Origin of the sequence: Microvirga sp. 2MCAF35 (assembly GCF_052115545.1) — a bacterium.
GTDB lineage: Bacteria > Pseudomonadota > Alphaproteobacteria > Rhizobiales > Beijerinckiaceae > Microvirga.
The window spans coordinates 53,897-80,523 of the sequence record NZ_JBFRGW010000022.1 but is presented as its reverse complement, the minus strand read 5'-3'; the positions used below and the strand labels follow the sequence as shown (position 1 = coordinate 80,523).

Below are 26,627 nucleotides of genomic sequence, written 5' to 3'. Positions count from 1 at the left end.
GCGCACCTTTGGCTGGATGATGCGCTGGCGGCGTCTCGTTCGCGACTATGAGAAGCGCATCGACGTCTCAACCGCCATGATCCATGTCGCCATGGGCGGCATTCTGATCCGCCGGAATGCTCATCCGTGAGTTTCCAAACAGTCTCTAATATCTCATAGAATGAAGAACACAAAACGTCCGACAGTTAGTCCTTGAATTCGGCGACAATGAACAGAAGTGTCTCAAGCAATCAAAAGCTACTCAACCTATTCAGATTGTCGTGCGATAGAGCTTGAGGTTCTTGCGGGCGGGCTTGGAGGCAAGATGGACCGTCATGGCGGCCTGTTCGAGGCAAACCTCGAACCGCAGCGCCTCGGAGGCATCCGCGGCCGGTGCGAGATCGGCCTCCTCGGCGCTGAACGCCACACCGGCAAAATCGCCGCTGCGCCAGCACACCCGCGCGCGGCGCACCTGCAGGTCATGGGCCGCGATATACAGCTCGAAGCTCTCCGGCAGGTCCATGTGCCGCTTGACCGCGATCCTGGCCCCGCCGGTGGAGATGTCCTTCACCAGGCACGAGATCATCGCCTCAGGACCCAGCATGATTTGTGCCGGGTGATGCGTGGGAAAACGCCTGTCTTTCCGACGATTGTCGATGGCCGTGACGGAATCCATAGAGATGACCCTAGGGCAGGTGATCGAGAAGCTTGGCTTTAACCATTTGTTAACCGACTTCTCAAGTCCCTCCGAAGGAGTATTCGCCTAAAAGCTAAGGCTTTCCCGTGGATTACCGGGACGGTCCCTTCCGTTCAGCGGAGGCGGCCCAGATGTTCAGGTCGCCTTCGCCGGCATGGCGGTCGATCTCGGCGAGCTCCTCCGCCGTAAAGGAGAGGTTCTTGAGCGCGTCGACGCAGTCGACGACCTGCTCGGGACGGCTCGCGCCGATCAGCGCCGAGGTGACGCGCCCGCCGCGCAGGACCCAGGCCAGGGCCATCTGCGCCAGGGTTTGACCGCGCCGCTCCGCGATGCCGTTGAGGCTGCGGATACGGGCGATGTTGTCCTCGTTGAGGAAGCTCGTGCGCAAGGACTTGCCCTGGGCCGCGCGGCTCTCTTCCGGAATGCCGTTGAGATATTTCGTCGTCAGCATGCCCTGAGCCAGCGGCGAGAACACGATGGAGCCCATGCCGAGATCGTCGAGGGTGTCGAGCAGGCCATCCTCCTCGATCCAGCGGTTGAGCATGGAATAGCTCGGCTGGTGGATGATGCAGGGCGTCTTCAGCTCGCGCAGAAGGCTAAGCGCCTCGCGGGTGCGCTGGCTGTTGTAGGACGAGAGACCCACATAGAGCGCCTTGCCCTGCCGTACGGCGGAATCGAGGGCCAGCATGGTTTCTTCGAGCGGCGTGTTCGGATCGAAGCGGTGGGAGTAGAAGATGTCCACATAGTCGAGGCCCATGCGCTTGAGGCTCTGGTCGAGGCTCGATAGGAGATATTTGCGGCTGCCCCATTCCCCGTAGGGTCCCGGCCACATGCGGTAGCCCGCCTTGGTGGAGATCACCAGCTCATCGCGCAGGTTATGGAAGTCGTTGCGCAGGATCTCGCCGAAAAGGGTTTCCGCCGAGCCGGGAGGGGGGCCGTAGTTGTTGGCAAGATCGAAATGCGTGACGCCGAGGTCGAAGGCGGTCCGGCAGATCTCCCGCGCGGTCGCGGCCGATTTATCCTCGCCGAAATTGTGCCAGAGCCCCAACGAGATCGCCGGCAGAAGCAGCCCGCTGTGGCCGCACCGGTTGTAGAGCATCTCGTCATAGCGGGTCTCAGCGGGCAGATAGGCCATCGAACTCTCCAGCAGGGCAATGAGGCAGACGCTTTACATAGCGCATCGTGCGGAAATGTGGATCCGGTTTTCTGAACTGGACGACGCGCTCTTCAAGGAATGAGCATCGGACGGATGGATGATCCCCGTCACTCACCCGTTTGGGACTGGGCAAAAGGGGCATCGCCCGTTGCGGTCGAACCGTGTAAGTTAAGGCCGGGGCAGGGAGGGAGATCCACCATGCCCATCTTCCTGGACCGGCACGAACTGAAGGGCCTGACCGCCGCCGATATCGCCCAGGCGCATCAGCAGGACCTGGAGGTTCAGGGGCGTTACGGGGTGCGGTTCCTGACCTACTGGTTCGACGACACCCGCGGCACCGCCTTCTGCCTCATCGACGCGCCCGATATCGAGACCGCCATGCAGGTGCACGACGAGGCACATGGGCAAATCGCCCGCGACGTGATCGAGGTCGATCTGTCGGCCGTCGAGGCCTTTCTCGGTCGCATTTCCGACCCGGAACCGGCGACCTGCTGTTCCGGGGGAAAGGTCGATCCGGCCCTGCGCGCCATCATGTTCACCGATATCGTCGACTCGACCGCCATGACCGCGCGCCTCGGCGACACGCGCGCCGTCGAGATGGTGCGGGCACATGATGCCATGGTGCGGCGCGCCCTGCGCGACAAGGGCGGGCGCGAGGTCAAGCACACCGGCGACGGGATCATGGCCGCCTTCGACGACATCACCGCTGCCGTGGATGCCGCCCGGGCGATCCTGCAGGCCTTTGAGGCCTTCAATCTGGCAAGCCGCGAAAAACTGCGCGTGCGCATCGGCCTCGATGCGGGCGAACCGGTGGCCGATCATAACGACCTGTTCGGCATGACGGTCCAGCGGGCCGCTCGCCTGTGCCAGAGCGCCGAACCTGACAGCATCGTGGTATCGGAGATCATCACGAGTCTGGTGGCCCCCCGCTTCTCCTTCGTGGATCTGGGAGGCCGAACCGTGAAGGGTTTTACGCAGCCGGTTGAGGCGTTCGCGGTGAACTGGCGGTGAGAGCAGAACCACGCTCTCCGCCGTCATGGCCGGCACAAGGCCGGTGATGACGATGTGTATTGGAAGAAAGCAGAGGGCGGCTACCGCCCTTTGCGTCCCTTGTATTTCGGCTTCTGCCCCGCGAAGCCTTGCGTCGAGCGCGCGGCCGGGCGTTCGCGGTAGTTCAGCGGGACCTCGCGGTCGGTGCCCGGGCCCATCTCGTCGAGGCCGGGCTTGCGGATGCGGGTGCCTTCGTCCGAGCGGCCCTTGCCGGTGGGGCCGTAAGAATCGGAATCCTCGTCGCCGGCCGTTGCGCCTTCGCCCGAGGGCGGCAGGCCCTTTGGCGGCAGGTTGGCGCTGCGGCCGTATTTGCGCGAGCCGCCATACTTGCCCGCTTCCTTTTCCACATCGCTTTGCCGCGCCATGGGATCGTCGCTGATCGCGAGCTCGGTCGCCTGCAGGCGCTTGAGCTCGTCGCGCAGGCGCGCGGCCTCCTCGAATTCCAGGTTCGCGGCGGCCTCGCGCATGCGCTTTTCCATATCGGCGATGACGGCCTTGAGGTTGTGACCCACGGTCCTGCCGGCGAGGCCCGTATCGACAGACACGTGATCGCGCTCGTAGACGCTCTCGAGAATGTCGGCGATGTTCTTCTTCACGCTCTGCGGCGTGATGCCGTGCTCGGCGTTGTAGGCGAGCTGCTTCTCGCGGCGGCGGTTGGTCTCCGCGATCGCGCGTTCCATGGAGCCGGTGATCTTGTCGGCGTAGAGGATCGCCTTGCCTTCCACGTTACGCGCCGCGCGCCCGATGGTCTGTACCAGCGAGGTTTCGGAGCGCAGGAAGCCTTCCTTGTCCGCGTCGAGAATGGCCACGAGCGCGCATTCGGGAATGTCGAGGCCCTCGCGCAGGAGGTTGATGCCGATGAGCACGTCGAAGGCGCCGAGACGCAGGTCGCGGATGATCTCGATGCGCTCAAGCGTGTCGATGTCCGAGTGCATGTAGCGCACGCGGATGCCGTTCTCGTGCATGTATTCCGTGAGGTCTTCCGCCATGCGCTTGGTGAGCGTGGTCACCAATGTGCGGTAGCCGTTCGCGGCAAGCTCCTTCACCTCGTGCACGAGATCGTCGACCTGGCTTCGCGCGGGCCTGATCTCCACGATGGGATCCACAAGTCCTGTCGGACGGATGACCTGCTCGACGAAGATGCCGCCGGTCTGCTCCATCTCCCACTTGGCGGGCGTCGCCGACACGTGGACCGATTGCGGACGCATGGCGTCCCATTCCTCGAAGCGCAGCGGGCGGTTGTCGAGGCAGGAGGGTAGGCGGAAGCCGTATTCCGCGAGCGTCGCCTTGCGCCGGAAGTCGCCGCGATACATGCCGCCGATCTGCGGCACGGTCACGTGGCTCTCGTCGGTGAAGACGAGTGCGTTGTCGGGCAGGTACTCGAACAGGGTCGGCGGCGGCTCGCCGGGCTTGCGGCCGGTCAGATAGCGCGAATAGTTTTCGATGCCGTTGCACACGCCCGTGGCCTCGATCATCTCGAGGTCGAACTGGGTGCGCTGTTCCAGACGCTGCGCTTCGAGCAGGCGGCCCATGCGGGCGAGCTCCTGCAGGCGGTGCTGCAGCTCGTCCTGAATGCCCTTCACGGCCTGCTGCAGGGTCGGGCGCGGCGTCACGTAGTGCGAGTTCGCATAGACCTTCACGAATTGCAGGTCGTTGCTCTTCTTGCCCGTGAGCGGATCGAACTCGACGATGCTCTCGATCTCGTCGCCGAACAGGCCGATGCGCCAGGCGCGGTCCTCCAAGTGGGCCGGGAAGAGTTCGATCACGTCGCCGCGCACGCGAAAGGTGCCGCGGGCGAAATCGCTCTGGATGCGCTTGTACTGCAGGGCCACGAGGTCGGCGATGAGCTGGCGCTGCTCGATGCGCTCGCCCACCTTCACGGAGAAGGTCATGGCCGTATAGGTCTCGACCGAGCCGATACCGTAGATGCACGACACGGACGCGACGATGATCACGTCGTCTCGTTCGAGCAGCGCGCGCGTCGCCGAGTGGCGCATGCGGTCGATCTGCTCGTTGATGGAGCTTTCCTTCTCGATGAAGGTGTCCGAGCGCGGCACATAAGCTTCGGGCTGGTAATAGTCGTAATACGAGACGAAGTACTCGACCGCGTTGTCGGGGAAGAACGACTTGAACTCGCCGTAGAGCTGCGCGGCCAGCGTCTTGTTCGGCGCAAGGATCAGGGCAGGGCGCTGCGTCTCCTCGATCACCTTGGCCATGGTGAAGGTCTTGCCCGAACCGGTGACGCCGAGGAGCACCTGGTCGCGCTCGGCCCGGCGCACGCCGTCGACCAACTCGCGGATCGCCGTAGGCTGGTCGCCCGAGGGCGTGAAGTCGGACTTGATCTTGAACGGGATGCCGCCTTCCGACTTCTCGGGCCGAGGCGGGCGGTGCGGCACCCAGGCCTTGCCGTCCTTGAAGCGCGGATCGCCTTCCGTCAAAAGCCGCGACAGCGCATCGACGGTGGCGGAGAAGCCGGACTCGGGGACGATGTCGCCCAATTCATTGGCCACGTCCGGCCCGTCGTCCGGGCCCTTCAGGCCAAGCTTCTTGGCCAGCGCCGGATCGACATCGGTAATGTCGCCCTGGATGAAGGTTTCCTGCGCCCGCTCGGCAAAGCCCTCGGCCGCCTCCCGCTCCCGGTTGACGGCCGGATTGAGAAGTTCCGCCAGATGAGGGGCCAGGGGCTTCAGATCAGGTTTGGACGCCTTCCCGGTGGAAAGCTTGGGCTTCTTGGGTGATTTGGCCATAGAACGAATATGGTACGAACGGTCCGAGAAGGGAAGAGTGCCAGAGGCTATACCGTATGCTTCTCCGCCCTCCGTCTCCTCCCGCGCACGGCTCTCAGCAGCGGCACTGCGACGAAGTGGACGAGGGGGATCAGGATGGCGCCGAGGAGGAGCCCGACGAGGCCGGAGGCGGCGGCCGAGACCAGCCATTCCACCGCGCCGCCGATGCTCGGAACCGCGTGCCCCGCCGCTGCCGCGACAGCGTGGATGACATGGCCGAGGGCGGCGAAGCCGTAGCCTTCGAGTCCGTGGACGATGATGCCGCCGCCGACCCAGACCATCGCGGCGGTGCCCACGATGGCGAGGGTCTGGAGCAGGCCGGGCATGGCCTTCACGAGGCCGCGCCCGAAAGTCCTGGTGAGAGGCGCCAGCAGGCGGTCCGTGTGCAGGGGGGCGCTCTCGGGCGCGCGCCGCAGCAGGCTGGAGACCGGCCTGCCGTTGCGGGCGAGGGCTACGCCCATATCGTCCGCCTTCACGATCAGGGCCACGCCGCCATAGACCAAGGCCGTGATGCCGATACCCACGATGGCCAGGATCACGGCCTGCATCCAGGTCGATCCCGTCGGAATGCTGGCGAGCGTGATCGCCATGATCTCGGCCGAGAGGATGAAGTCGGTCTTGATGGCGCTGCTCACCTTCTCGTCCTCGACGTTCCCGGCCGTCTGGGTGGCCCGTTCATGCTTGTGGGCGCCATGGGGAAACAGCGCCCCGAAGACCTTTTCCGATCCCTCGTAGCAGAGATAGGCGCCGCCGATCATGAGCAGGGGCGTGATGGCCCAGGGGGCGAAGAAGCTGAGGAGCAGCGCCAGGGGAAGGAGGTAGATCAGCTTGTTCTTGAGGGACCCGAGGGCGATCCTGCCGACGATGGGCAGCTCCCTGGCGGCCGAGAAGCCCGTCACGTAGCGCGGCGTCACGGCGGCGTCGTCGATCACCACGCCGGCCGCCTTGGCGCCGGCCTTGGTCGCCTGGGCGGCCACATCGTCGAGCGAGGCGGCCGCGACCTTGGCGATGGCCGCAATGTCGTCCAGCAAGGCGATGAGGCCGATGCTCATGAAGGCTCCTGTCGAAATCGGTCAAGCGGTAGGGTGGCTCGATGAGCAACAGCTATCCCGTGGTCCCGGTCTCGACAACGCCTAACAGGCGGGATTGATGCAGACTATCCGCCAAGTTTGCTCAGCATTTGAGCCCGAACATCCTTTCCACCGACGACCTTCTCGGCCATCAGGAAGAGTCCTTGGCCTTGGCTCAGGCGTTCCCATAGCTGTCCGATGGTGCGCTTCTCATTCGTGTTCTCATTGCCATCGCCAGCAAGGTGATCCCCCTTGTATTCGACGACAAAGGTCCGGCCGTCATTCAGCATGGCCACGAAGTCGGGGTAGAACTTTCCCGACGCGAGGGGGAGCCAGAAGGCATCCGGATGTCTGGGAACATTGCGGATCCAGTATCTGACGCCCGGCAGGCTGTCCAAGGCCTGCGCGCACTGAAACTCCTCGCCCTGATCCACTCCATCGAAGGCGGGTATGTTGTCGGGACCGAGGAAGTGCTTGGAAAACCGCCAACGCCCGCGATAGCGCCGCTGGTCGCCGAACATGCCGCTCTTGAAGACGAAACCGTGCTCGAACGAAATGCCCGCCTTGGCTTCCGGTGCGATCAGATAACGCTGATAGGCATTGTTCTGCTCGATGCGCCGGATGGAGGCGATGGTGGTCTTGAGGGCATTCGCGAGGATGAACTTGGCCCGCATCAGGGCCGCGAGAGGAATCCGGCGCGGACCTGCCAGATGCCCGATGCAGTCGCGAACCCAGCGCAGAAGCTCGGAAGGATGGATATCGGGTTGGCGCAATTGCCTTTCGAGCCAGATGGCGAGGTTTTCCGGTGTCCAACCTTCCACCTCGATTTCGAAGGCAAGCTGTTTCTCCTCATGGCCTGAACCGATAACCACCCGCCGGCCCACGACATCGATCTCGAAGCTCTGAGCATTCTCCCTGATCGAGAAAGCGCTCTCGTCGGGTCTCGCCGGATGATCGAGGAGCGACCACCTGTGAAGCTCCATGAGCGTTTCCGTCTCCGCGAAAACAAGCTCGCCCTGAAACTCGCTCACGAGGCGCGGAGCAACGAAGCTCTGGCCCTGCTCTGCAGGGGACAGGAGAGGCAACAGCTCGGCCCGGTAAGCCTGCGCGGCTTCTGAAAATCCGCGCCTCTCGGGCTCTGGTACGGCGGCTTCCAGCGCGTTCTGAACTTCAGGCGCAATGTAGCCTGTGACGACGATCTCAACTCCTCCCTCATCGGCTTCGCTCAAGGCAACGCCCTGAACGGCGGAATCCCTGATGGCGGCGTAAAGGGCCGGGGAGGCGGTGACCCTATATCGGAAGGTCGGTTTGGGTCGTTCGGCCGGAGCAAAGAGCCCCGTGTCGTCGAAATGCCCCTGCGCGACCTCGATCATCTCGGGCGCTTCGTCCTGGAAGCCCATGTGGACCAGTCTGTCCGCCAGCGCATTGGCGGCGGCGCTGAAGGTGGGTTCGGAAATATGCGCATAGGCCTTGTTGAGATCGGGGATCTTCCGGCGCTTGGCATAGGGCATGCGCAGCACGCGCCCCAGCAGCTGCTCGACGGCGGTGGCGCTCTGGATGCGTGAGACGGAGCAGAAGACGTAGGCGAAGGAGCAGTCCCAGCCTTCCTTCAGGGCCTCGACCGTGATCACGTATTCGATCCTGCAGGCCGGATCGAATAGATCGATACCGTCGAGCTCGCGCTGGTCGCCCGTTGCGACCGCGATGCGGTCCTCGGGAATCTGCTCCACGTCGATGAGGTGGCGCTTCAGGGCCTCGACCGTGACGTCCTGGTCCTTCGGCTGCGCCTGGAACAGCACAATGGGGCGCACGTAATCCGTATCATCCTTCGCAGCCTCCGCCAGACGGGCGCGGGTGGCAATCGCGCCGTTGACGGCGCCCTGCCAATCCGGGTGCTCGGCCAGCACGATCGGCAGCTTGATCATCTCCTCGTCCTTCAGCTCCTGCGCCGTCACGCTGTGCAGGATGTTGGAGTTGAACCGGGGAGTGGCGGTGAATTCGATGATGGCGCAGGGATTCACCCGCGCCTGCATGTCGCGCGACAGGTCCGTGACCGCGTTATGCGCCTCGTCCACGATCATGAGGGGACGATGAAGATGCAGAAGGTTCGCGAAGGAGAATTTGATACTGTCGCTCTCCAAAGTCTCCAGCCCCGGCGCATGACGTGCGACACCGGAGAAATGCGGCTCCATGTTTTCGTTGTGGGCATAGACCTTGCGGCCTTCGGTCTTGTCCACGCGAAGCGTCTGAAGGGTTCCGACGACGATGCAGAGATTGTCGCGGATGTCGTGCGGACGGATATGGGTGAAATCCGCGATGTCGAAGACGCGGACACGCCCGTCGAAGTGTTCGTCCAGAGCCTGCCGGTAGGGATGGTGCGGGTTCTTCAGCGCTTCCGCCGTCTGCAGGCGGATAGTGTTGGTCGGCACGAGCCAGAGGACAAGCGGGAAATCCTTCTCGATCCATGCATCGCGCGCGACCGCGATGGCGTGAGCACCGAGAACCGTCTTGCCGCCGCCGGTCGGCAGACGCAGGCAGACGTAAGGCGTGTCCGGCAGTTCGTCCAATGCCTTGTAGTCGCCCCTATACCGGCCCAGGCGTTTTGCCTGTTCAGGCTCCGTCGTGATCGCATCATAGGCGCCGCGCGCTCCCGCCACGCGCGCTTCTTCGAGAAAGCGGCGCAGGATGGCGAGGGTGTCAGTCTGGTACTGCTTGAGTTTCATGCGACCTCACCGCCGTGCCTTCACGTCGTAGGGTGTCTGCTTGAAGGTGACGTTCTCGCGCGCCAACGTCGAAGGGCCGAGGCGGGATTGCTCGCCGTAGACCGTCAAAGGCCCATCGAAGGAGGGCGCTTTCTTCGCAACCGCTTCGCGGATGATCTGCAGCGTCGCTCGCGTCAGAACGTTGCCGCCGTCGGGGCGCCTGTCGCCGAGAATGCCGTTGTAGAGCAGGGCATAGCCCTTACCGTCATGCAGGCCGAGAAGCGGTGACTTGCCCTTGCCCTTCCAGGGCGCGTTCGTCTCGCTGAACCAGACATGCGCGGCCAGTGTCGGGAAGCGGATGTCCTCGCGCACATGCCCGTGCTCGTCGAAGACCGGCGGCCCGAGGCGATAGAAGCGAAACCCGCCGCCGCCCTGCCAGCCGACGCTTGTCGAGATGCCGCCCTGCTCGCCCTCAATTACTTTTCGGAGACGTGGCGCGCAATGGGTGACGGCATGATCGCCCATCTCGACGCCGATATAGCGGCGGCCCATCTTGTGCGCGACGGCGGCGGTGGTGCCGGAGCCGAGGAAGGAGTCGAGAACGAGGTCGCCGGGATTGGTGGCGATGTGGAGGATGCGTTCAATCAGGCGTTCTGGCTTGGGTGTCCCAAAAACTTCTTCATCCTGAAAGAGACTCAAGTTTTCTTTTTTGGCCTGCTGATTGTCACCGAAGTTGGCAGAGTCCCACCAAGTCATCGGTACAAGTCCTGTTTCCTCTGACTGAAACTTTTTTATTCGTGGTCTTCCGCTCCCATCATTGGGGAAGTAGACACGCTTTTCGATGTCGCGGAGACGAATAAACTCGGGCTCTGTAGCCCCCCAGCAGCGTCCTTTAGGCGGGTCAAGTGCAAGCCCGATAGGGCTTACGATTGTATACATTTGGTTTTTTCTGAACCCCTGAGCACTAAACGGTATGGAGCGCCAAGGTCCTCGCTCATCATTGTCAGGATTCGAATACCCACTATCGGAATCAGGAAGTAAGTTTCGCGTCTTTTTCCAACGCAAGTCCCCTGCCATTGCGTAGAGCAGAAGATGATCGTGCGCTGAACCAATAGCTGCGCGATTCTCCCTCGAAGTCCGTTTTTGCCAAACTACATTTGCAACGAAACGACTTCGCCCGAACACCTCATCCATGATCACCTTGAGGTAATGCGCCTCGTTGTCGTCGATGGACACCCAGATCGAGCCGTCCTCCGCCAGCAGGTCGCGCAGCAATTCGAGGCGAGGCCACATCATGGCGAGCCATTGGGTGTGTTCGAGATTGTCGTCGTAATGCTGGAAGGCGGAGCGCGTGTTGTAGGGCGGGTCGATATAGATGCACTTCACGCGGCCCGCATAGAATGGCAGCAGGGCCTTCAGGGCGTCCAGGTTGTCGCCCTGGATCAGCATGTTCGTGGAATCGGGGTCGCCACAGCTGTGGGAGGAATCCTCCTGCAGCAGCCGATAGGGGACGGTTCGCGCAGCCCGGGTGTCCTCGTCCCGCGTCAGCCAATGCAGGGTCGGCATGGCTCAATGAGCCCGCGTCGGGTTTGAAGGCTGGCACCTGCCACTTGGTGAAGGCGTAAGGACGGGAAGGCGAAACGCAAGGCAGAGCATGGGGATACGGAAAACCTCGTTCCCCGTATTTCAGTTACGATATAATGATTCGTCAACCTGACGTGGTAGATTTATGGGGCTGCAATCTTCCCACAGGGTCCATTTCACCGCTCTCACGAGGGTGATGGAGAGGTAAAGCCTTGCTTGTCTGTAGCGATTGGTCCGGGATGCCGGGCTGACGGCTCAGTCCTAACGCCGTCACCATGCGGAAAGGCGCGCCGAAGCGCGGCAGGGAGGCATTCGAGCTCAGGCGGTGAACGCCGTCGGACCTCTCAGGTAAGCCTCGATCCGGTCGATCTCGACTTCTGTCTCATCCGGAGATGCGGACGGTTGCGCGTCCGGCTGCGCCTCGGCGAGGGGCTGTTCTTCCGTTGGATCGGTGATGCGGGCGAGGTCGTTCAAGGCGTTGTTCAAGGCTTGAAGCAGCTCGCTCTGCGCGTCGTCGTCCGGACTCTCTGGGGGTGGGTGCGGACTCATGGCATCCTCCTTTGGGAGTAGACAGAATTATCGGATCGATCCATGTCACAAATAGGGCGCCGTGACCGGACCGGCGATCCCGTTCGCGTGATCGGAATGGACGGAGATTGCGGTGTCGGCGCGCCTCAGGCGCAGCTGCGGCCCATGGCGTTGAGGCCTTCGTCGAGAAGGTCGGCGAGGTTGGGAATGCCGATGAGCCAGTCGGCCGTCGAGAGCGAGCTTGCGGCCTCGCGCTCGCGTGCGAGGCGCACGGCGGCGCCCCATTCCTCGGGCTCCATGTCGCCGCGGCCGATATAGACCAGCGCGATCAGATCGGCGCGTTCGTCGTCGTTGAGGCCCGCGATCACGTCGCGGATCTCCTCCTCCGTGGCGTCGTCCGGCGAGGAGGTGAGGGCGTCGATGCTGCCGTCGTCGATGGGGTTCGAGCCCGAAGCCGGATCGGTGATGCCTTCCTTCACATCGATGGCCCTGACCCGGAGAATGAGTTCGCAAACCTTATCGAGCGCGATGTCCATAAAAACCCTCTTGGATGTGACGCGTGACGTACCTGACAGGGAAACCCGAAAGAGGGCATTCGGTTCAGCTCGCGCCTCATGCGGGCCTAAGGTCGGTTCCTGGCTTTCGGCGGCGGCTGCGCGTAAAGTAGGGCGAGGCTGGGATATATCATGCGCCGCTTGCTCGCTTTCTGCCTGATCGGGCTCTCACTCGCCCTTGGCCCGTTCCATGAGGCACAAGGCCAGCCGGCTCGCCGGGCCGAGGCGGGCAAGCTGGCGCCGCAGCGCCCGGGCCAGACCGACGTCTACATCCTGTCCTTCGGCCTCTGGGGGCCGCAGAGCGTGTTCGAGAGCGAGGCCCAAGGCGCGGCGCGCATCCTCGAGACGCAGTTCGACGGGAAGGGGCGGTCCATCGTCCGGGTCAACACCAAGCGCCGCGCCGGTGCGACGCCCCGGACCCTGATGGCCGCCGCCACGGCCGCCGGGCAGGTGCTCGATCCCGCCGAGGACATCGTGGTGCTCGTCCTCACCTCCCATGGGGGGCCTGAAGGCATCGGGCTGGTGGCTGGGCGGGACGCGCTCCTCGTCACGCCGGACAATGTCAGGGAATTGCTCGACCGGACCCGGGCGGAGCATCGGGTCCTGATCGTCTCGGCCTGCTATTCGGGAATCTTCGCCCGGGAGCTGGCCGATCCCCGCACCCTCGTCATCACGGCGGCGGCGGCCGACAGGCCGTCCTTCGGCTGCCGGGACGGAGCGACATGGACCTATTTCGGCGACGCCTTCTTCAACAAGGCCCTCAGGCGCGAGGTGCGCTTCGACTCGGCCTTCGAGACGGCCCGGAGCCTCGTCACGGAGCGGGAGACGCGGGAAGGCTTCGACCCGTCCAACCCGCAGATCGCCGGAGGCGAGCAGGTCCTGAATCGGCTGAGGGAGGCCTGTCGGGCCGTCCCCGTGCAGCAGGCCGGGCGCGCGGCGCGATCGGCGCCTTGCTGATCCTGCGGCGTCCCGTGCCTTCGCCTCGATCCGTCCGGTCGCCGTTCATCAGCTTGACAGTTCCACAGAGAAGATTAGGGCAGAGCGCCCTGTCCGATCTGAGCCCATCCCGGAACCCCCATGAGCCCCCACACGACCCCCGTCCTGATGCTGGTCGCATCGAACGTCTTCATGACCTTCGCCTGGTACGGGCATCTGAAGTTCAAGACGTCGCCCCTCTGGATCGCCGTCATGGCCAGCTGGGCCATCGCCTTCGTCGAATACTGGTTCGCCGTGCCGGCCAATCGGATCGGCTCGTCCGTCTATTCGGCGGCCGAACTCAAGACCATGCAGGAGGTCATCACCCTGGTGATCTTCGCGGTCTTCTCGGTGTTCTACCTGAAGGAGCCCCTCGGCTGGAACCATCTCGTCGGCTTCGGCCTCATCGCCACGGGCGCCGCCTTCATCTTCCAGGCGCGCTGAGCCGCCGCCGCATATGACATTTCTGGTCTATGCCGGCGCGGCGCTCGCCGAGATTGCCGGGTGCTTTTCCTTCTGGGCCTGGCTGCGGCTCGGCAAGTCGCCCCTTTGGCTCGTGCCCGGCATGGGTGCGCTCGCCCTCTTCGCCTCTCTCCTGACGCTGGCCCCGGCCGATGCCGCCGGCCGGGCCTACGCGGCGTATGGCGGCGTCTACATCGTCGCGTCGGTCCTGTGGCTCTGGATCGCCGAAGGGGCGCGGCCCGATCGGTGGGACGTGGCCGGCGCGGGCATTTGTTTGGCGGGCGCGGCGCTCATCCTGTTGGGGCCGCGGGGGTGAGGTTTGACGGTTCACGCTTGTTCTGAGTGGTCGAACACTCCCATGTCATCACCGGCCTTGTGCCGGTGATCTCGATTGCTTGAAGCGCCGCGCATTTCCGTATCGAGATGGCCGGGACAAGCCCGGCCATGACGGAGAGGATCCTTGAGGTGAGTGCCTGATTGGCTAGCTCACGTCGCCGGCTTCATGCGCAGGATGCGGCCGCTGCGGGAATCCGTCAGGAGATAGACGAAGCCGTCCGGCCCCTGACGCACGTCGCGGATCCGCTCGCCGAGCTGCTGCAGCATGCGCTCCTCTCCTGTGACGCGGTTGCCGTCGGTTTCGAGCCGCGAGACGAGCTTGCCCGCCAGCGCGCCGACGAGGATGCTGCCGCGCCAGGCCGGGAACTGGTTGCCCGTGTAGAAGGCCATGCCGGACGGCGCGATGGACGGGTCCCAGTAAAAGACCGGCTGCTCCAGGCCGTCCTTCTTCGTGCCTTCGCCGATCTTCGCGCCGGAATAATCGACCCCGTAGGAGATCACCGGCCAACCGTAGTTCCTGCCCTTCTGCGGGATGTTCAACTCGTCACCGCCCCGGGCACCGTGCTCCACGGTCCAGAGTTCGCCGGTGGTCGGGTGGAGGGCGGCCGATTGCAGGTTGCGGTGGCCGAGGGACCAGATCTCGGGCCGGGCATTCTCCCGGTTCAGGAATGGGTTGCCGGGGGCTGCGCCCCCATCGGGCTTGATGTGGACGATCTTGCCGAGGTGGTTGGCCGGGTTCTGGGCCTGGTCGCGCAGGTCGAACCGGTCGCCGAGGGTCACGAAGAGATTGCCGTCGCGGTCGAAGACCAGACGCGAGCCCCAATGGTTGTTGCCGGTATGGGCCGGCTCCTGGCGGAAGATGACCTGTGTCTCCTCGAGCGCGGTCCCGTCCTGGTTGAGGCGGGCGCGGGCGACGCTCGTGCCGGAGCGGCCTTCTCCGCGATCCTCCGCGAAGCTCAGGTAGACGAGGCGGCTCTGGGCGAAGTTCGGGTCGAGGGCGACGTCGAGGAGGCCGCCCTGTCCGCGCGCGGCGATCTTTGGGAGGCCCTGGATCGGCTCGGAGAGGGCACCGTCGGCGTCGATGATGCGCAGGCGGCCGGGGCGTTCCGTCACCAGCATGCGGTTGTCAGGAAGGAAAGCGAGGCCCCAGGGATTCTCGAGGTTGCGGGCCAGGGTCTCGACGATCACCTCGACCTTGTCTGTGCGGAGGCGCTGGGTGTCCTGGGCCAGGGCGGAGGGAATGGTGCCAAGAGCAAGAAGGCAGGCCAGGGCAATTCGGGGGCTCAGCATGTGGGATTCTCTCCGTCGATTGTCTTGCCGGAGAGCTAAACATCTGCGGCAGGCCGTCAACCGGGCCGCCGTTCACTCACGCGTTATCGCAGCGAAAGGACGTGGATGGTTCTCGTGTCTCGCGCCGACAAGGTCTGGGTCGTGGCCATGACGGAGAGTGTGGCGAGGCCCAGCAGCATGACAAGGGCCAGCGAGCACCGGCTTTCCTGGCGCGGATCGAGCCGGTGGGTACGGGTGGAAACACGCGTGGTGTGCCTTGAGCGGAAAGTCTTCATCGGTCCATTCCCAGCAGCCGGAAGGGGACTGCGGAAGAAAAACTTGTGCGATTCAAGAAAGTTCCCGGACTATCCGAAAGCGCTGCTTCCGCTTTCTCAGCTAAGTGCCCGTGTTAACTAATTATTAACGATTGTGGCAGGTTATGCTTAAGCTTTGCGGCTGATCACGACCGAGTCCGCAGAGCGTTCCGTCGGTCCATGATGGACCGCCTCGATATTGTGCCCATCGGGATCGAAGGCAAAGGCGGCATAATAGCCTGGGTGATAGGACCGCTCTCCCGGCCCGCCATTGTCGCGGCCGCCGGAGGCGAGGGCGGCTGCGTGGAAAGCGTGAACGGCCTCCCTGTCCCGCGCCTGAAAGGCAAGATGCACCCGGGAGACCGGGCCGTCCGCCTGGTCCACCCACAGCTCATCGCAGGCGAAATGCTTCGGGCTCTCCGACGTGAACTCGCGGCCGATGGCGTTCAGGACGGCACGGTAGAAACGTCGGCTCGCTTCGAGGTCCGACACGCGCAGGTGGATGTGATCGATGAGGCGGCCTTGGTGGAAGTGCATGGGCGATCCTCGATTCTATCCTCCGTCATCACCAGCCTTGTGCCGGTGATCTCGACTGCTTGAGGCGCCGTGCTTCTCCCTATCGAGATGGCCGGCACAGGGCCGGCCATGACGAATGAGGGTGTCAGTCCTGGGAGCAGGCTCACTCAGCCTTGATGCTCGCCGCCTTGATGATCTCCGCCCAGGTCTGGATTTCCTTGGCGAGGTAAGGCTTGAACGCTTCCGGGTCGCGCACGTTCAGGGTGAAGCCGATTTTGGTGATCCGCTCCTTCACGTCGGGCTTGTTGAGGATCGCGATGATCGTGCCCGACAGCTTGTCGAGGATCGGCTTCGGCGTGTTCACCGGGGCGAAGAAGGCGGCCCAGGATTCCGCGTCCGCATCGGTGATGCCCTGCTCGCGCAGGGTCGGCACGTCGGGCGCCTGCGGGTTGCGCTGCGGGCTCGCGATGCCGATGGCGCGCATCTGGCCGGCCTGGAACTGGGAGAGCACGCTCGGCAGGGTCGAGTTCGACACGTCGATGCGGCCGGCCATGATCTCCGTCACCAGGGGAGCGGCGCCCCGGAACGGCACGTGGGTCATCTTGATGCCTGTGCGGGTCATGAACAGCTCGGTCGCCAGATGCGAGCCGGAGCCGACTCCGGTCGAGCCGTAGTTCAGCTTGCCGGGATCCTTCTTGGCGAGTTCCACCAGCTCGGGGATCGTCTTTACGGGGAGGTCGTTCTTCACCACGAAGACGTGCTCGAAGGCGCCCGCGCCCGCGAGCGGCGCGAAATCCTTCACCGCGTCGTAGCCCGGCTCCTTCAGCAGGAACATGTTGTTCCCATGCGTCTGGTTGTTGCCGAACACGATGGTGTAGCCGTCGGGCTCCGCCTTGGCGACCGCGCGGGTGCCGACCGCGCCCGAGGCGCCGGCCAGGTTCTCGACGATCACGTTCTGGCCGAGATCCTTGCCCATCTCTTCCGCGACAATGCGGGCGATCACGTCGGTCGGGCCGCCGGCCGGGTAGGGCACCACCATCTTGATGATGCGGTTCGGGAAATCCTGGGCGGAGGCTGCGGTGGCGAAGAGGGCCGCGCCGGCGACGAGGCCGAGCGCGAGGCGGCGGGTGACGGATATGGTCATCGGAAAAGGCGGCTCCTCGAAAGCCCGTTCGCGACGGGCTGCTTTTGCGTGCTGTTTTGCTTGCTTGGGCGGCTTGGCCGCATTAGGGTCCGCCGCCGTCACGGTTCCCTTCTTAACGCCCCGATCGGAGGATTCCCATGGGCTTTTTGTCTGACGCCCTTTCCCGCATCAAGCCGTCTGCAACCATCGTCATCACGCAGAAAGCGCGGGATCTGAAAGCCCAGGGGCGGGACGTCATCAGCCTCTCCGTCGGCGAGCCGGATTTCGACACGCCCGACAACATCAAGGAAGCGGCCATCGCGGCCATCCGCCGCGGCGAGACCAAGTACACGCCGGTCTCCGGCATCGTGCCCCTGCGCGAGGCCATCGCCCGCAAGTTCAAGCGCGAGAACGGCCTCGACTACAAGCCCTCGCAGACCATCGTGTCCACCGGCGGCAAGCAGGTGATCTACAACGCGCTGCTCGCCACCCTGAACCCGGGTGACGAGGTCATCATCCCGGCGCCGTACTGGGTGTCGTATCCCGAGATGGTCGGGCTTTGCGGCGGCAAGCCCGTCTTCGTCGACTGCACCATGGAGCACAACTTCAAGCTCCAGCCGGAGCCGCTCGAGCGCGCCATCACGCCGAAGACCAAGTGGATCATCCTCAACTCACCGTCGAACCCGACGGGCGCGGCCTATTCGCGCGCCGAGATGAAGGCGCTCACCGACGTGCTGATGCGCCATCCGCATGTGTGGGTGCTCACCGACGACATGTACGAGCACCTGACCTACGGCGATTTCGAGTTCGTCACGCCCGCTCAGGTCGAGCCGAACCTCTACGAGCGCACACTCACCATGAACGGCGTGTCCAAGGCCTATGCCATGACCGGCTGGCGCATCGGCTACGCGGCCGGTCCCGATCACCTCATCAAGGCGATGGACTTCGTGCAGGGCCAGCAGACCTCCGGCGCCGCCTCGATCTCGCAATGGGCCGCCGTGGAAGCGCTCGACGGGCCGCAGGATCACCTCAAGGTCTTCAAGAAGGCTTTCGAGGAGCGCCGCGACCTCGTGGTCTCCATGCTCAACCAGTCGAAGTACCTGAAGTGCCCGATGCCGGAAGGCGCGTTCTACGTCTATCCGTCCTGCGCCGGGGCCATCGGCAAGACAGCGCCTTCGGGCAAGGTGCTGACGACGGACGAGGATTTCGTGTCCGAGCTGCTCGAGTCCGAGGGTGTCGCGGCTGTCCACGGATCGGCCTTCGGCCTCGGCCCGAACTTCCGCATCTCCTACGCCACGTCCAACGCGGCCCTGGAGGATGCCTGCAACCGCATCCAGCGCTTCTGCGGATCCTTGCGCTAAGGCATAAGAGCGAGGGGGAGCTCAAAACGAAGGTTCCCCCAAGCCCTCATCCTGAGGAGCGAAGCGTCTCGAAGGACGAGGGCGCCTCCAGCGTACTCTGGGACCTCCTTCGAGACGCAGCTGCGCTGCTCCTCAGGATGAGGTCAGAGATTGATGGGATAATCTCCAGGGAGCGCAGTGTGCAGATAACAATGCCCCGGACCTTCCACCCGGATCCCGGGGCGGAGCCTTACCGGGCGGATCCCGCCTCCACGCACCGGGTGAAGTTCGACGCCCGCGTCGATTTCACTAATGGCGGCTACGTGGAGGCCAAGGATTTCCTCCTCGACATCGAGGGCGACGGCGTCGCGCCCGAGCGTCTGGCCGAGATGATCGTCTCGGCCATGAACCTCCTGCGCGCCGGACCCGTGACGATCACGGCCATGCGCATCGTCAGGCGGGGCGAGCACCAGGACGGGTGATCGTCCTCTCCTGAAACGGCACCTGCGAGGAGCTTTGTCATCCCGGTGTTTCGTGCTCTACCGGGCGGAGCCATGAAACCGTAGAACCATGTCCCTCGCCCGGTCGCCCCTCATTTACGGCCTGATCGCTCTTCTCGGGTGCCTGAGCATCGCGTCCCTCGTGGTCGGACCCGCGCCGGTCACGGTGTCCGTGGCCCTGAAGGCGCTCGTGACCGAACAGGCGGCGGCCAGCATCGTGGTGCGGGAGATCCGCCTGCCGCGCACCCTGCTGGCGCTGCTGGTGGGCTGGATCTTCGGTCTCTCGGGGGCGGGGCTGCAGGGCCTGTTGCGCAACCCGCTCGCCGATACGGCGGTGTTCGGTGCGCCGCAGGCGGCGGCCCTTGGGGCCGTTCTCGTGATCTATTTCGGGCTCATCGGCACCCTGTCCTGGGTGCTGCCTTTCGCGGCCATTGGCGGGGCCCTCCTGTCCATCGCGCTCGTCGTGGCCGTCGCGGGACGGGGTGCCACCATCGTGGTGCTGGTTCTGGCGGGGCTCGCGGTCGGGTCGCTCGCGGGGGCGGGCACGTCGCTGGCCATCAGCCTCTCGCCCAATCCCTTTGCCGTGACGGAGATCGTGTTCTGGCTCCTCGGCTCCTTCGAGGACCGGTCCTTCGTCCATGTGCTGCTCTGCGTGCCCTTCATCGTCCTGGCCTCCGGGCTGATCCTGGCGGCCACCTCAGGGCTTCGGGCGCTCGCGCTCGGCGAGGAGACGGCGCAGAGCCTCGGGGTCAACGTCCCGCTCCTGCGCGGTCTGATCGTCGCGGGCGCCGCCATCGGCACGGGAGCCTCGGTGGCCGTGGCGGGCTCCATCGGCTTCGTGGGACTGGTCGTGCCGCATCTCGTCCGTCCCTTCGTGGGCTACGATCCGGCCCGCACCCTTGTCCCGGCGGGGCTTGCCGGGGCGGCGCTCCTGCTCGCCGCCGACATCGCCGTGCGCCTCATTCCCTCCGGCGCCGAGGTGAAGATCGGCGTGCTCACGGCCCTGCTTGGCGTCCCGTTCTTCCTCTGGGTCATCGCCCGCCGCAAAGCGGAGCTGGTGGAGACGCCCGCATGACGCGTCTTGAAGCCCGGTCTCTGAGGGTGGATCTCGGAACCCGCCGCGCCCTCGACGGGATCGACCTGTCCCTGGAGCCGGGGCGGTTCACGGTGATCGTCGGCCCGAACGGCGCCGGCAAGACGACCCTGCTGCGAAGCCTGGCAGGTCTGGCGGTGCCGGCGCAGGGCGAGATCGTCCTGGGCGAGACCTCTCTGGTCCGTATGTCCGCCGGCGCGCGGGCACGCGTCATCGCCTATCTGCCGCAAGGCGGCGGCGTGGCCTGGCCTCTGCCGGTGGCGAGCGTTGTCGCGCTCGGCCGTCTGCCCCATGGGGAGAATCCGGACCGCCTGCCTGAGACCGGCCAGCAGGCTGTCGCCTCGGCGCTGCGCTCGGTCGGGCTGCAGGACTTCGCCCCGAGGCCCGTCACGGCCCTGTCCGGCGGCGAGCGGGCCCGGGTGCTGCTCGCCCGCGCTCTCGCGACGCAGGCGCCGGTGCTCCTGGCCGACGAGCCCGTCGCGGCCCTCGACCCGCGCCATCAACTCGTCGTGATCGAGGTCCTGAAGGCACGCGCTCAGGCAGGCACGACGGTGGTCGCCATCATGCACGACCTGACGCTGGCGGCCCGCTTCGCCGACGACATCGTGCTGCTCCATCGGGGAAAAGTCGAATCCTCCGGCCCACCGGAGACCGTTCTGACCGAGGAACGGCTCGCCGCGATCTTCGGCATCCGGGCACAGGTTCTGAGGCAGGCTGGCAACCTCATGGTCGTGGCCGAAAGTCCTCTGCAGGAGGCTGGGCAATGAATTCCGCGCATGGGCCGTCCGTTACGGACTTACATTGACAAAGCCCTACGTCGGCCCGATACCCCAGGATCGGGGTATGGCAGTATTATGAATCGGCAGGGTCTCAAGAAAGCGCTCATCGTTGTGCATGATCTCGTGATGACGGGCGTGGCCGTCCTCGCGACCTTCTACGTGCGCTTCGAGGGTCCGTTCCTTTACGATCGGCTCGTCCATCTTCCTGTGTTCCTGCCGCCATTCGTCGCCTTCGCGGGCGTGGTCTACGGGTTCTCCCAGCTTTACAGATCCAAGTGGCGGTTCGCGTCCCTGCCGGACCTGTTCAACATCTTCCGGGCCGCGACCGTCCTGGCGATCACCCTGCTGGTGGTGGACTACATTCTCGTCTCGCCGCAGTTTCTGGGCACCTTCTTCTTCGGCAAGATCACCATCGCCCTCTACTGGCTGATCCAGATGTTCCTGCTGGGCGGTCCGCGGCTGGCGTTCCGCTATGTGAAGTATGCCCGCTCACGCCATAGCCTGCAGCGCGATGCCAGCACCCCGACCCTGCTGCTCGGGCGCGGCAGCGACATCGAGGTGATCCTGCGGGCCATCGAGGCCGGGACGGTCAAGAAGACGCAGCCCAAGGGCATCCTGTCCTGGCGTGCCGACGATTTCGGGCAATCCATGCGCGGCGTGCCCGTGCTGGGCACCTTTGCCGATCTCGACCAGATCATTCAGGATTTTCACGAGCGGGGCACGCCCATCCGCCGTCTCCTGGCGACGCCGAGCGCCCTGATGCCGGAAGCGAACCCGGACATGCTCCTCGCCCGCGCCCGCCGCCTCGGCCTGCCGCTGGTGCGGGTCACGAGCTTAGGGGAGGGCATGCGCGATGCCGAACTCGCGCCGCTGGAGATCGAGGACCTGCTCCTGCGCCCGACCGTGCAGATCGACCGGAAACGCCTCGAGACCTTCATCCGCGGCAAGCGCGTGCTGGTGACGGGCGGCGGCGGCTCCATCGGGTCGGAGATCTGCACCCGCGTGGTGGCCTTCGGCGCCAGCGACCTCATGATCCTCGAAAGCTCCGAGCCGTCCCTGCACCACATCCTCGAAAACCCGACCCTGCTGTCCAGCGACACCAACGTGGACGGCGTCATCGCCGATGTACGCGACCGGAGCCGAGTGCGCGAGGTGATGAACGGGTTCGCCCCCGAGGTGGTTTTCCATGCAGCGGCCCTCAAGCATGTTCCCTATCTCGAGAAGAACTGGACCGAGGGGATCAAGACCAACGTGTTCGGTTCGGTGAACGTGGCCGATGCGGCGGTGGAGGCCGGTGCCGAAACCATCGTGATGATCTCCACCGACAAGGCCATTGACCCGGTTTCCATGCTCGGCGCCACCAAGCGCTTCGCCGAGATGTACGGACAGGCGCTCGATGCCGAGTTCATGGGCCGCAACGGCGCTACCCGCATCATTGCGGTGCGCTTCGGCAACGTGCTGGGTTCGGTCGGTTCCGTGGTGCCGAAGTTCAAGGCGCAGATCGCCCGCGGCGGGCCGCTCACGGTCACGCATCCGGACATGGTGCGCTACTTCATGACCACCCGCGAGGCAGCGGATCTTGTGCTCACCTCCGCGTCTCACGCGGAAGAGAGCCGCGCCCTGACGGAGCGCACCAACGGCGACGAACGCGCCTCGGTCTACGTGCTCAAGATGGGCCAGCCGGTGAAGATCTACGAACTGGCCGAGCGGATGATCCGGCTTGCCGGCTACGAACCGGGCGAGGATATCGAGATCCAGGTCACGGGCACGCGGCCCGGCGAGCGGCTGCACGAGATCCTCTTCGCCCGCGAGGAGCCGCGCACGGAAATCGGCATTGACGGCGTCATGGCGGCCAAGCCTATTTTCGCCGACCGCGACCGGGTCGATCAGTGGCTGCAGGTCCTCGACCGCGCCATCAGGCAGGGCGATCGCGCCCTGGCCGAGCAGGTCTTCGAGGACGCGATCCCGGAGTTCAAGCGTCGGAAGCCCGCGCCCCAGCCTGTCGAGCCAGTTCAGCAAGCGCGTCTCGCGTCGAGCTGACCGGCTGCCACCCGAGATTCCTCAAGGCCTCGGGGCTCGCGACCAACCGGCCCGCCAGTCTCTCATAGGTCTCGTTCCGGCCCGCGAGGGCGGCTGCACCCTTCAGGAGGAACGACGGCACCGGGACGAGCCCGGGCCCGCGTCCCAATCCCTTGCGCAGCGCCACGATCATCTCGGGAATCGTCACCGGTTCCGGATCGGCCACGATGAAGGGGCGCTTCAGGGGGCCTTCCGCGCGCAGGACCGTGTCCACGGCGGCCGTGAGATTGTCGAGGGAGAGGAGCGAGCGCTTGGCGCTCAAGGCCCCCAGCGGCAGGGGCCAGGGTGATTGCGCGAGCGCCAGGAGTGCCGCCATGTTGCCCTTCACGCCGGGGCCGTAGACGAGCACGGGGCGAAGGGCGGTCCAATCGAGCCCGAGGGCCGAGAGGCCCCGTTCGGCTTCGAGCTTGGAGCGGCCGTACGGATCGGTGGGGCTTGGCTCCTGGGCCTCCGTCAGGACGCCCTCGGCGGTCGGGCCGGTCTGGGCCCGGATCGAGGAGAGGAACACGAAGCGCTTCACGCCCGCCCGCTCGGCCGCTTGAGCGAGCTTCACCGTCGCCTCGGTATTGATGGTCCGATAGTCGTCCTCCGGCCGGCCCGACATGGCATGGGCGAGGCCCGCCGAATGGATCACCATGTCCAAGTCGCGCAAGGCCGCCGCCATGTTGTGCGGGGAAGCGATGTCGCCGATCACCGCGCTCGACGCGCCGGCGGGCACCTCGGAGGGCCGGCGCAGCAGCACCCGGACCCGGTAGCCGCGCTTCGGCAGCTCGTTCAGGAGATGTCGTCCGATGAAACCCGTGGCGCCGGTCAGGGCAATCAAGGGTGCATTCATCGGGAAACCTCCAAGGGGACTGACACGCGGGGACGCGAGAAACGCCTGAGAACCAGGCCGACGAGAGCGGCCCCAAGGCTAAGCGCCGCGATCTGCACAGCGCCCGAGGGCCAGACAAGGGTCATAGCGGCCAAGCCGGCCAGGACAAGGTTCAGGCCGAAAACATGGGCATTGACCTGAAGGACGGAGAAGCCGTTGTCGGTGGCCTTCTGGTAGAAATGGCTGCGATGCGCCTCCCACACCTTTTCACCGCGAGCGAGGCGGCGCAGCAGGGTGATGGTGGCATCCATCAGATAGTAGAGCGGGAGCAGGAGCGCCGCCGCGAGTCCTCCCGAACCGGCGAGCTGGAGCAGCATCCAGCCGACGAGGAGCCCGATGGAAAGAGAGCCGACGTCTCCCAGGAAAAGCCGGGCGACCGGTTTGTTGAACGGGGCAAAGCCGAGGAGGGCGCCGCAAAGCGCTGCTGCAAGAACTGCGATCCACATAGGAATGACGCCGATCAGCCCCGAGCCTGCGATGAACGCGGTGATTGGGATCATTTCCGCGACAGAGATCCAGTCCAGCCCATCCATAAAGTTGACGAGGTTGACGAACCAGACGCCACCTATGATGAGCAGGACCCGTTCCGCCGCCAATGGAATGTAATCCGGAAATATCCGACTCTCCGGTTCAAGAACGACTGCGGCCACGACGATGAATTGCATGACGAGACGGATCCAGGCCGGCAATGGCCGGATGTCGTCAGCCGTCCCTAGAACTGCAAACGCGACAGCTGCAGAAGCTACGATCAGGAAATAGGTGACGGGCAGCACAAGCCAGATCGACAGGAAGCCCACGACGCAGAGAGTTGCGGCCAGAACCGCAATGCCCCCACCCTGAGGTGTCGGTGCCCTATGGCTCGAACGCGCATTCGGTCGCGCCAGCGCGTAGCGGATGAGCAGGGGCTTCAATGCAAGGATCAGAACGATCGACAGAAACATCGAGGCAAGGAGGGCGAAGACGACGATCATCTCAGGCCCCGTGATAATCGCGGTACCAAGCCACGAAGCGGCGAATACCCTCTTCCAGCGACGTCGACGGCGCGAAGCCGACGTCGCGGCGTAGATCCGTCACGTCCGCGCGCGTCTCCAGAACGTCGCCGGGCGGCAGCGGCACGTCCACGCGTTTCGCTTGTCTGCCGAGGGCATTCTCGATGATCGCGACCAGACGGTTCACCTCTTCGGGCGCATCGTTGCCGATGTTGTAGATCCGGTGCGGCGCGGGGCCGGTGGCGGGATCGGGATGCTCGGCGTTCCAGGCGGGATCGGGTCTGGGCACTTTGTCGACCAGCCGCACGACTCCTTCCACGATATCGTCCACGTAGGTGAAGTCTCGCCAGACCTGCCCGGCATTGGCGACATGGATCTCGCGGCCCTCGGCAATGGCATGGGTGAACTTGTAGACCGCCATGTCGGGCCGTCCCCAGGGGCCGTAGACGGTGAAGAAGCGCAAGGCCGTGCAGGGCAGGCCGAAGAGATAGGCGTAGGAATGCGCCATCATCTCGTTGGCCTTCTTGGTGGCGGCATAGAGGCTGATCGGATGCTCGGCACTGTCGTGCTCGGAGAAGGGCAGCGTGCGGTTGGCGCCGTAGACCGAACTCGACGAGGCATAGACGAGGTGCCGGATGCTGCCGTTGCGGCAGGCTTCCAGCATGTTCACGAAGCCGACGAGGTTCGACGCCGCATAGGGCTGCGGATCGACGAAGCGCACGCCCGGCTGGGCTGCGAGATGGATCACCTTCTCGAAACGGTGGTGCTCGAACAGGTCGCGGGTCGCCTGCGCGTCGGCGAGATCCAGGCGCTCGCCCACGAAGGTGTTGTGCGGGGTCAGCTTTCCGAAGCGGGCTTCCTTCAAGCTCACGTCGTAATAGGGCGTGAAGCTGTCGACCCCGACCACCTGATGGCCGTCGGCCAGAAGCCGCTGCGCCACATGGAAGCCGATGAAACCGGCCGCACCGGTGACAAGGATGGGAGCTGACATGAACAGGCCTGCCTGATGAAGTGGCCGGCACCTTATCGCATCGCACGGAAAAGTGGACCCGGTTTTCGGCAATGCCCCGTTTGACGTTCTCCTGTCATTCCGGGGCGAGCGATAGCGAGAACCCGGAACCCATAACCGCTGACGATTCTGCGGAAGGCGCGACGCTGATCGCTCCTTCTTGAACCCTCAGCGCTTATGGGTTCCGGGTTCCGCTGCGCGGCCCCGGAATGACAGGGGAGTGTGCGGCAACGCTCTCAGATCACCCATTGACCCCGCACCCCGGTTGCGTGTTACCTCGTCACCGGAGCCGGGCGCACCCGGTTCCGGGGCGTGAGAACCCCGATCCGAGGCGGCCGGTATCGGCCGTGAACGATGCCTTCCCAACCTTACGGTCGGGGAGGCGATGGCGCATGTCCAGGGCGAAAGCCTAAAGGTCATCGCGGCCGCCCTCGGACGGCTTCTCAACTCCCCGGCCACCAGGGCTCCTGGTGGTCGCTTCACCTCAAGGGAGTTGCCGCGATGGACCAGCCTTATTCCGCGTGGGCCGATTGGCTCTCGAAGTTCCACACCTCGTCCGAATTGATCCAAGGGTTGTGGCTCGTCGCCATTCCCGTCACCGTGCTCGGCCTTGCATGGCTGGTGATGCGCGGGGTGCGCGATCTCGTCCGCCTCGCGCGCGGCGCGTGGCGCGGCCACAGCGGGTGGCGCGGCCACCTGATCTACGGCGTCTACCAGGACCCGCAGGGCCGCTGGATGGTCTATTGGCACGACCGTCAACCGCAGGAAATCGACTGGACCAACCCGCCGCCCGAGCTCATCGGGCGCGGGCAGGTGGTGCAGGGCGTGTTCCGCAGGCCGCAAGAGTGAGGATGTGAATGATT

The 26,627-nt window shown here is 64.8% G+C and carries 25 protein-coding genes and 1 pseudogene; 11 read left to right on the top strand and 15 right to left on the bottom strand.

Annotated elements, in window-relative coordinates; all coding sequences use genetic code 11:
• Positions 1 to 130: pseudogene (locus AB4097_RS13055) on the top strand (IS5/IS1182 family transposase); the annotation flags it as partial.
• Between the two features lie 120 nt (positions 131 to 250).
• On the opposite strand, the gene AB4097_RS13050 reads toward AB4097_RS13055, so the two are convergent.
• On the bottom strand, positions 251 to 655 hold the full coding sequence (locus AB4097_RS13050; protein WP_442040152.1) for a PilZ domain-containing protein: 405 nt from the start codon (positions 653 to 655) through the stop codon (positions 251 to 253).
• Positions 656 to 767: 112 nt separating this feature from the next.
• The gene (mgrA, locus tag AB4097_RS13045; RefSeq protein ID WP_442040150.1) at positions 768 to 1,811 is read right to left on the bottom strand and encodes an L-glyceraldehyde 3-phosphate reductase; all 1,044 of its coding nucleotides are present in this window, start codon (positions 1,809 to 1,811) and stop codon (positions 768 to 770) included.
• Positions 1,812 to 2,030: 219 nt separating this feature from the next.
• Between mgrA and AB4097_RS13040 the strand changes: the two genes are divergently transcribed.
• Positions 2,031 to 2,843, top strand: coding sequence for a nickel-binding protein (locus AB4097_RS13040; RefSeq protein ID WP_442040148.1), 813 nt, complete (start codon positions 2,031 to 2,033; stop codon positions 2,841 to 2,843).
• Positions 2,844 to 2,923: 80 nt separating this feature from the next.
• On the opposite strand, the gene uvrB is transcribed toward AB4097_RS13040, so the two are convergent.
• The 6 genes from uvrB to AB4097_RS13010 form a co-directional block, all read right to left on the bottom strand.
• Positions 2,924 to 5,629: an excinuclease ABC subunit UvrB gene (uvrB, locus tag AB4097_RS13035; RefSeq protein WP_442040146.1), complete on the bottom strand. Its 2,706-nt coding sequence runs from the start codon at positions 5,627 to 5,629 to the stop codon at positions 2,924 to 2,926.
• A gap of 47 nt (positions 5,630 to 5,676) precedes the next feature.
• Positions 5,677 to 6,720 carry a DUF808 domain-containing protein gene (locus tag AB4097_RS13030; protein WP_442040144.1) on the bottom strand — a complete coding sequence of 348 codons (1,044 nt, stop codon included), beginning with the start codon at positions 6,718 to 6,720 and terminating at the stop codon, positions 5,677 to 5,679.
• Positions 6,721 to 6,824: 104 nt separating this feature from the next.
• Positions 6,825 to 9,461, bottom strand: coding sequence for a DEAD/DEAH box helicase (locus AB4097_RS13025; RefSeq protein ID WP_442040142.1), 2,637 nt, complete (start codon positions 9,459 to 9,461; stop codon positions 6,825 to 6,827).
• Between the two features lie 6 nt (positions 9,462 to 9,467).
• Positions 9,468 to 11,006 carry a site-specific DNA-methyltransferase gene (locus tag AB4097_RS13020; protein WP_442040140.1) on the bottom strand — a complete coding sequence of 513 codons (1,539 nt, stop codon included), beginning with the start codon at positions 11,004 to 11,006 and terminating at the stop codon, positions 9,468 to 9,470.
• Positions 11,007 to 11,342: 336 nt separating this feature from the next.
• Positions 11,343 to 11,573 (bottom strand): hypothetical protein, encoded by a 231-nt coding sequence (locus AB4097_RS13015; protein WP_442040138.1) that lies wholly within the window; start codon positions 11,571 to 11,573, stop codon positions 11,343 to 11,345.
• Between the two features lie 125 nt (positions 11,574 to 11,698).
• A complete protein-coding gene (locus AB4097_RS13010) occupies positions 11,699 to 12,088 on the bottom strand; it encodes a DUF3775 domain-containing protein (RefSeq protein WP_009494724.1) in 390 nt (129 codons plus the stop codon).
• Between the two features lie 150 nt (positions 12,089 to 12,238).
• Between AB4097_RS13010 and AB4097_RS13005 the strand changes: the two genes are divergently transcribed.
• The 3 genes from AB4097_RS13005 to AB4097_RS12995 all read left to right on the top strand — a co-directional run bounded on the left by AB4097_RS13005 (position 12,239) and on the right by AB4097_RS12995 (position 13,859).
• Positions 12,239 to 13,063, top strand: a complete 825-nt coding sequence (locus AB4097_RS13005) for a C13 family peptidase (protein WP_442040136.1) — start codon at positions 12,239 to 12,241, stop codon at positions 13,061 to 13,063.
• A 120-nt stretch (positions 13,064 to 13,183) separates the two neighbouring features.
• Positions 13,184 to 13,525, top strand: a complete 342-nt coding sequence (locus AB4097_RS13000; RefSeq protein ID WP_442040134.1) for a DMT family protein — start codon at positions 13,184 to 13,186, stop codon at positions 13,523 to 13,525.
• Positions 13,526 to 13,538: 13 nt separating this feature from the next.
• Positions 13,539 to 13,859 (top strand): YnfA family protein, encoded by a 321-nt coding sequence (locus AB4097_RS12995; RefSeq protein ID WP_442040132.1) that lies wholly within the window; start codon positions 13,539 to 13,541, stop codon positions 13,857 to 13,859.
• Positions 13,860 to 14,029: 170 nt separating this feature from the next.
• On the opposite strand, the gene AB4097_RS12990 is transcribed toward AB4097_RS12995, so the two are convergent.
• The 4 genes from AB4097_RS12990 to AB4097_RS12975 form a co-directional block, all read right to left on the bottom strand.
• Positions 14,030 to 15,169 carry a PQQ-dependent sugar dehydrogenase gene (locus tag AB4097_RS12990; protein ID WP_442040130.1) on the bottom strand — a complete coding sequence of 380 codons (1,140 nt, stop codon included), beginning with the start codon at positions 15,167 to 15,169 and terminating at the stop codon, positions 14,030 to 14,032.
• An 83-nt stretch (positions 15,170 to 15,252) separates the two neighbouring features.
• Complete coding sequence (locus AB4097_RS12985) at positions 15,253 to 15,444, bottom strand: hypothetical protein (RefSeq protein ID WP_442040128.1); 192 nt, start codon at positions 15,442 to 15,444, stop codon at positions 15,253 to 15,255.
• Positions 15,445 to 15,591: 147 nt separating this feature from the next.
• Positions 15,592 to 15,999 (bottom strand): VOC family protein, encoded by a 408-nt coding sequence (locus tag AB4097_RS12980; protein ID WP_442040126.1) that lies wholly within the window; start codon positions 15,997 to 15,999, stop codon positions 15,592 to 15,594.
• 142 nt (positions 16,000 to 16,141) lie between these two features.
• The gene (locus AB4097_RS12975) at positions 16,142 to 17,122 is read right to left on the bottom strand and encodes a Bug family tripartite tricarboxylate transporter substrate binding protein (RefSeq protein ID WP_442040124.1); all 981 of its coding nucleotides are present in this window, start codon (positions 17,120 to 17,122) and stop codon (positions 16,142 to 16,144) included.
• A gap of 137 nt (positions 17,123 to 17,259) precedes the next feature.
• On the opposite strand from AB4097_RS12975, the gene AB4097_RS12970 reads away from it, so the two are divergent.
• From AB4097_RS12970 to AB4097_RS12950, 5 genes are all read left to right on the top strand, one after another.
• Positions 17,260 to 18,462 (top strand): pyridoxal phosphate-dependent aminotransferase, encoded by a 1,203-nt coding sequence (locus AB4097_RS12970; RefSeq protein ID WP_442040122.1) that lies wholly within the window; start codon positions 17,260 to 17,262, stop codon positions 18,460 to 18,462.
• 191 nt (positions 18,463 to 18,653) lie between these two features.
• Positions 18,654 to 18,923, top strand: coding sequence for a hypothetical protein (locus AB4097_RS12965; RefSeq protein WP_442040120.1), 270 nt, complete (start codon positions 18,654 to 18,656; stop codon positions 18,921 to 18,923).
• A gap of 88 nt (positions 18,924 to 19,011) precedes the next feature.
• Positions 19,012 to 20,016, top strand: a complete 1,005-nt coding sequence (locus AB4097_RS12960; protein WP_442040118.1) for a FecCD family ABC transporter permease — start codon at positions 19,012 to 19,014, stop codon at positions 20,014 to 20,016.
• Positions 20,013 to 20,801: an ABC transporter ATP-binding protein gene (locus AB4097_RS12955; RefSeq protein WP_442040116.1), complete on the top strand. Its 789-nt coding sequence runs from the start codon at positions 20,013 to 20,015 to the stop codon at positions 20,799 to 20,801. Before AB4097_RS12960 ends, AB4097_RS12955 begins: the two co-directional genes overlap by 4 nt.
• An 87-nt stretch (positions 20,802 to 20,888) precedes the next feature.
• The gene (locus AB4097_RS12950) at positions 20,889 to 22,853 is read left to right on the top strand and encodes an SDR family NAD(P)-dependent oxidoreductase (protein WP_442040114.1); all 1,965 of its coding nucleotides are present in this window, start codon (positions 20,889 to 20,891) and stop codon (positions 22,851 to 22,853) included.
• On the opposite strand, the gene AB4097_RS12945 is transcribed toward AB4097_RS12950, so the two are convergent.
• From AB4097_RS12945 to AB4097_RS12935, 3 genes are read right to left on the bottom strand one after another with little or no spacing between them, the layout of a single operon-like run.
• Positions 22,786 to 23,727, bottom strand: a complete 942-nt coding sequence (locus tag AB4097_RS12945; RefSeq protein ID WP_442040112.1) for an NAD-dependent epimerase/dehydratase family protein — start codon at positions 23,725 to 23,727, stop codon at positions 22,786 to 22,788. The genes AB4097_RS12950 and AB4097_RS12945 overlap by 68 nt on opposite strands.
• Positions 23,724 to 24,737, bottom strand: a complete 1,014-nt coding sequence (locus AB4097_RS12940) for a glycosyl transferase (protein WP_442040110.1) — start codon at positions 24,735 to 24,737, stop codon at positions 23,724 to 23,726. The genes AB4097_RS12945 and AB4097_RS12940 overlap by 4 nt, the downstream gene beginning before the upstream one ends.
• Before the next feature lies 1 nt (position 24,738).
• Positions 24,739 to 25,746: an NAD-dependent epimerase/dehydratase family protein gene (locus AB4097_RS12935; RefSeq protein ID WP_442040108.1), complete on the bottom strand. Its 1,008-nt coding sequence runs from the start codon at positions 25,744 to 25,746 to the stop codon at positions 24,739 to 24,741.
• 519 nt (positions 25,747 to 26,265) lie between these two features.
• On the opposite strand from AB4097_RS12935, the gene AB4097_RS12930 reads away from it, so the two are divergent.
• The gene (locus AB4097_RS12930) at positions 26,266 to 26,613 is read left to right on the top strand and encodes a hypothetical protein (protein ID WP_442040106.1); all 348 of its coding nucleotides are present in this window, start codon (positions 26,266 to 26,268) and stop codon (positions 26,611 to 26,613) included.
• Positions 26,614 to 26,627: the final 14 nt, after the last annotated feature.